Origin of the sequence: Streptomyces calidiresistens (assembly GCF_014141525.1) — a bacterium.
Classification (GTDB): domain Bacteria; phylum Actinomycetota; class Actinomycetes; order Streptomycetales; family Streptomycetaceae; genus Streptomyces; species Streptomyces calidiresistens.
This window is the reverse complement of the sequence record NZ_VKHS01000382.1, coordinates 1-5,178: the sequence shown is the minus strand read 5'-3', so window position 1 is coordinate 5,178 and position 5,178 is coordinate 1. Positions and strand designations below refer to the sequence as shown.

The window sequence follows — 5,178 nt, the reverse complement described above, 5'->3', positions numbered from 1 at the left end:
ACACCCCGTGACCCCTTCCGGTCCCCTCCCCGTCGCCCGCCGGGCACCCCGAATTCCCTCGTCCGTTCGAGCCCGACGGCGCCGCCCGCGCATGACCGCCGGTCACGGGGGGCATGTTGTGGGCGGACCGATGCACTGCCCTCGGTCCGCCGGGAGGTCCGTTTGCGCACCGCCGAAGACGCGAAGGGCCGGTCCGCGGCCCGCGCGCAGCGGGTCCCGACCGGCCGATCCCTCGGTGCCGGGCGTGCCCGGCCGTTCCCGCCGGCCTCCCCCGCCGTGCCGGTTCCCTCCGCCCATTCCCGTTCGTGTCCGTGCCGGCACGTCCGGAGCCGGGGGGCGGTCGCCCCCCGCGCCCGGCAGGTGCCCCGGCGGCGAACAGGTGTGGTGTGGTCGGGGCACACGTGCGGGGAAGTACCGGTCGGGGCGACCGTTCCCCCGTCACCGGGCTTCACCGACCTCATTCGAGGGGGTTCGTCCACACGTGGTGACCAGCAAGAAGCGCCCCTCCGAGCGGCGCATGTACGTCCTCGACACCAGTGTTCTGCTCGCCGACCCGTCGGCCCTGACCCGCTTCGACGAGCACGAGGTGGTGCTCCCCGTCGTGGTGATCTCGGAGCTGGAGGCCAAGCGGCACCACCCGGAGCTGGGTTACTTCGCCCGCCAGGTGCTGCGGCGGCTCGACGACCACCGCGTCCGGTACGGCCGGTTGGACGAGCCGCTGCCGATCGGGGAACTGGGCGGAACCCTACGGGTCGAGTTGAACCACTCGGATCCCACCATCCTGCCCCCCACCATGCTCAACGACCGGGGCCGGCTGGGCGACAACGACTCCCGGATCCTCGCGGTGGCCCGCAACCTCCAGGCGGAGGGCCACGACGTCACGGTCGTCTCCAAGGACCTGCCGCTGCGCATCAAGGCGTCCTCGGTGGGGCTGCGGGCGGAGGAGTACCGGGCCGAGTTGGCGATCACCGAGTCCGGGTGGACCGGGATGTCGGAGATCACCCTGCCCGGTGAGACGGTGGACGAGCTCTTCGGGACGGAGTACGTCCGCGACCCCGCGGTGGAGGGGCTACCGGTGCACACGGGGCTGACGATCGCCTCCGAGCGCGGGCGCGCGCTGGGGCGGGTGACCGCCGACGGGGGCATCCGGCTGGTGCGCGGGGACCGGGAGGCGTTCGGCATCCACGGCCGCAGCGCGGAGCAGCGGGTGGCGCTCGACCTGCTCTCCGACCCGGAGGTGGGCATCGTCTCGCTGGGCGGTCGCGCGGGTACCGGTAAGTCCGCGCTGGCGCTGTGCGCCGGCCTGGAGGCCGTGATGGAGCGCCGGCTGCACTCCAAGGTGATGGTCTTCCGGCCGCTGTACGCGGTGGGCGGTCAGGACCTGGGTTACCTGCCGGGTACCGAGGCCGAGAAGATGAACCCCTGGGCGCAGGCGGTCTTCGACACCCTCTCGGCGGTGACCTCGCGCGAGGTGATCGAGGAGATCACCGCCCGCGGGATGCTCGAGGTGCTGCCGTTGACGCACATCCGGGGCCGCTCGTTGCACGACGCCTTCGTGATCGTGGACGAGGCGCAGTCGTTGGAGCGGAACGTGCTGCTCACCGTGCTGTCCCGGATCGGTCAGAACTCCCGTGTGGTGCTCACGCACGACGTGGCGCAGCGCGACAACCTGCGGGTGGGGCGGTACGACGGGGTGGCGGCGGTCGTGGAGCGGCTGAAGGGGCACCCGCTCTTCGCGCACGTGACCCTGAACCGCTCGGAGCGTTCGCCGATCGCCGCGCTGGTCACGGAGATGCTGGAGGAGGGCCGCATCTGACCCGATGTCGGGTCCCGTCCGGGGCCGGTCGCCGTTCGCGGTGACCGGCCCCGGGCCGTCCCGGGTGCACACGCCCGGCCGGCCGGCCGGGCGTGTGCACCCGGGACGGGTGCCGGCATGTGGAGCGGGGGATGAAGGGGAGGCACGGGAGAGGCGCGTCAGAGACACGAGGGGAGACAGGAGGGGAGACACGAGGGAAGGGGTGAGGGGGGAATACGCCCTTTGCGCATGTATTGGAGCGAGAAGGCCAATGGGTCATCAAAAGGTGTGCGGATTCCCCGATGGGTGCCCCTGTGGCATATCGGTTGACGGGCGCCTTTGAGCCCTTCGTTCCCGATTCGCGCCCTCCGGGTGCTGGTGGAGGGAAGGGGCGGCAAACAGCGGGAAAGAGCGGTGTGTTCATCGTTCCCCGGCGGTGCGGGCGGAAGAGTAGCGCCCAATCGGAGGAATACTGCTCGGTTTCCGCAAGTCCGCGTTCACAAACCGCGTGTGAGCTTTCCCACATGGTCACGAATTGCTTCCGGTGCGACGTCTCCGGCAGGGTGTGCGTCTGTCAGGCCCCGCATACGGCACCACCGCGGCGCCGAACCGATCCGCCGGAGGGCGGATCGACCCGGCTCGCGGCGTACGCCTCACAACTGAACAGACGTCAGCCGTATGCCGCCCGAGTACCACGCGGGCTCCGGATCGCCCTCGGCGCCGGAGCCGCACCGGGCCCGCGCCTCCCGTCACCGGATGTCCGGGGGAGGCCCGTGTCAGGGGCACGATTGCGTCCGCGGGGTCACCCACGCGGGCGATGGTGGAAGGAAACCGTGTGAGCCGGATGTCTGTCCGGGGATTCGCAGTGGCGTCGGCCACCGCGGTGACCACCGTCGGTGCTGCCGTCGGTGTCGCCTCGGGGGACGAACTCGGTGGTGTCGACACCCTGGAGGCCATCGCAGCCGACACCTCGACCCTGACGGCCGACGCGTCGCTGTTGGTGGACATTCCCGCCGCCGACACCCGGGTGCAGGCCGCATCGCTGACCCGCCAGGCCGAGTTCCACGGCGAGGTCGCCCAATCCGCGACCAAGCGTGCCGCCGAGGAGGCGGCCCGGTTGAAGGCGGCCGAGGACGCCGCGGCCAAGCGCGAGGCGGCCGAGCGCGAGGCACGCGAGAAGGCCGAGCGCGAGGCGAAGGAGAAGGCGGAGCGCGAGGCGGCCGAGGCCGCCGCCGCGGCCGAGGTGGCGACGGCGAGCGCCCCGCAGAGCACCGCCTCCGCCCCCGTGCAGGCCTCGTACACCAAGGCCGAGATCCAGGCGATGGCCATGGAGATCGTCGGCGCGGGCCAGTACCAGTGCTTCTCCAACATCATCGAGCGCGAGTCGGGCTGGAACCACACGGCGACCAACCCGAGCTCGGGCGCCTACGGCCTGGTGCAGGCGCTACCCGCGAGCAAGATGGCCTCCGCCGGCGCGGACTGGCGCACCAACCCCGCCACCCAGATCAAGTGGGGCCTGAACTACATGAACGAGCGCTACGGCAGCCCCTGCGGCGCCTGGGAGTTCTGGCAGGCCAACCACTGGTACTGAGTCGATGGGCCCCGTCCCCGTCGCCGTTTCGTGATCAACCCCGAGGACCCCCGTGTCGTCCCACGACACGGGGGTCCTCGGGGTCCCGGTCGTGCCCGGCCCCCGTTCGGGGGATCGACAGGGTAACGTCGGATCCCCGATCCCCGACGGTCGGCCGCCGTGCCGGCGCGGGGGCACGGACCAGGGGGAATCCCGGAGCGGCCCGCGGCCTCCGGGGGGAAGAGGTGAGCGAGCGATGTCCGCATTCGACCGGCTGAGATCCGGTCTGTCGCGGGTGGCCGAGCGATTCTCCAGCTACCGCGACGCGGCCGAGCGCGAGCGCGAGCGACGCGAGCAGGAGGCGGCCCGGCGGGTGGAGGAGGACCCGGAGGGGCCGGAGCGCACCACGGCCGGTGCGGGCGCGGAGGCGGCCGACTCCACGGCCGGCGGGGGGCACGACGCGGCGGTGGCCGCCGAGCGCCCGCTGGTGGAGGGGGACGAGGACACCCGGGCGGTCCAGGCCCGCACCTCCGCAGCCAACGTCGCCGCCGCCCGCAAGGACGCCGCCGCCGACGTGGACGCCGGGCACGTCCCGCCCGTGGGCTACCATCCCGGCGCGAGCCCCGCCGCCGGCGGCGTGCCGTACCGTCCGGCCCCGGCGGAGGCCCTGCCCTGGGGGCTGCGGGTGGCCTCCGAGCTCGGCTGGCGGCTGCTGGTCCTCGCGGCGACGGTGTGGATCCTCGTCCAGGTGATCGGCGCGATCAGCCTGTTGGTGATCTCCTTCGCGGCCGGTCTGCTGATCACCGCCCTGTTGCAGCCCTTCACCGGGCGGTTGAAGCGGGCGGGACTGGGGCGCGGCGCGGCCACGGCGGTGACCTCCTTCACCGGGTTCGGGGTGATCGGCCTGGTCGGCTGGTTCGTCGTCTGGCAGGTGATGGAGAACGTCGACGACCTCGTCGAGAGCGTCACCGAGGGCATCAACGAACTGCGCGACTGGGTGCTGGACAGCCCCTTCGGGGTGTCCGACGAGGACATCACCCAGGTGGTGGACAACGTCAACCAGTGGATCGGTGAGCACAGCGCCGAACTGACCACCGCCGGCCTGGAGGGCGCCAACTACGCGGTGCGCTTCTTCACCGGCGCCGGTGTGACCCTCTTCGTGGTGCTCTTCCTGCTCTACGACGGGCGCAACATCTGGTACTGGTTCCTGAAGTTCATCCCGGCCTCGGCCCGCCCGGCCGTCGCCGGTGCCGGTCCGCGCGCCTGGATCACCCTGACCGGCTACGTCCGGGGCACGGTGCTGGTGGCGCTCATCGACGCGATCGGCATCGGTCTGGGCCTGTACATCCTGCAGGTGCCGATGGCGGTGCCGTTGGCCGTGATCGTCTTCCTGACGGCCTTCGTCCCGATCCTCGGCGCGATCCTCTCCGGGGCCCTGGCGGTGCTGGTGGCGTTGGTGACGGAGGGCTTCGTCACCGCCGTGCTGGTGCTCGGCGTGGTGCTGCTGGTCCAGCAGATCGAGAGCCAGATCCTGCAACCCTTCATCCTGGGCCGCCTGGTGCGGGTGCACCCGCTGGCGGTGGTGCTGACGGTCACGGCGGGCACGCTGCTGGCGGGCATCCCGGGCGCCGTGGTGGCGGTGCCGCTGGTGGCGGTGCTCAACACCGTGGTGACCTATCTGCGGGCCTACCACGACCAGGTGGTGGTCCGCTCCGATCCGCGGCGCAGCGGGGCCACCATCGCCGCCCTCGCCCCCCATTGGGAGCGGGAGGACTCCGGCGGGGGCGGGGGATCGCGGGAGCCCGATCGGGGC

General features: G+C 72.2%; 3 protein-coding genes. All 3 read left to right on the top strand.

Going from position 1 to position 5,178, the window contains the following annotated elements; genetic code table 11:
* Positions 1 to 481 precede the first annotated feature (481 nt).
* Complete coding sequence (phoH2, locus tag FOE67_RS15890; protein WP_182664802.1) at positions 482 to 1,816, top strand: RNA 5'-3' helicase PhoH2; 1,335 nt, start codon at positions 482 to 484, stop codon at positions 1,814 to 1,816.
* Positions 1,817 to 2,630: 814 nt separating this feature from the next.
* The gene (locus FOE67_RS15885) at positions 2,631 to 3,386 is read left to right on the top strand and encodes an aggregation-promoting factor C-terminal-like domain-containing protein (RefSeq protein ID WP_461110335.1); all 756 of its coding nucleotides are present in this window, start codon (positions 2,631 to 2,633) and stop codon (positions 3,384 to 3,386) included.
* Positions 3,387 to 3,621: 235 nt separating this feature from the next.
* On the top strand, positions 3,622 to 5,178 hold a 1,557-nt coding region (locus tag FOE67_RS15880), incomplete at its 3' end, for an AI-2E family transporter (protein WP_182664799.1).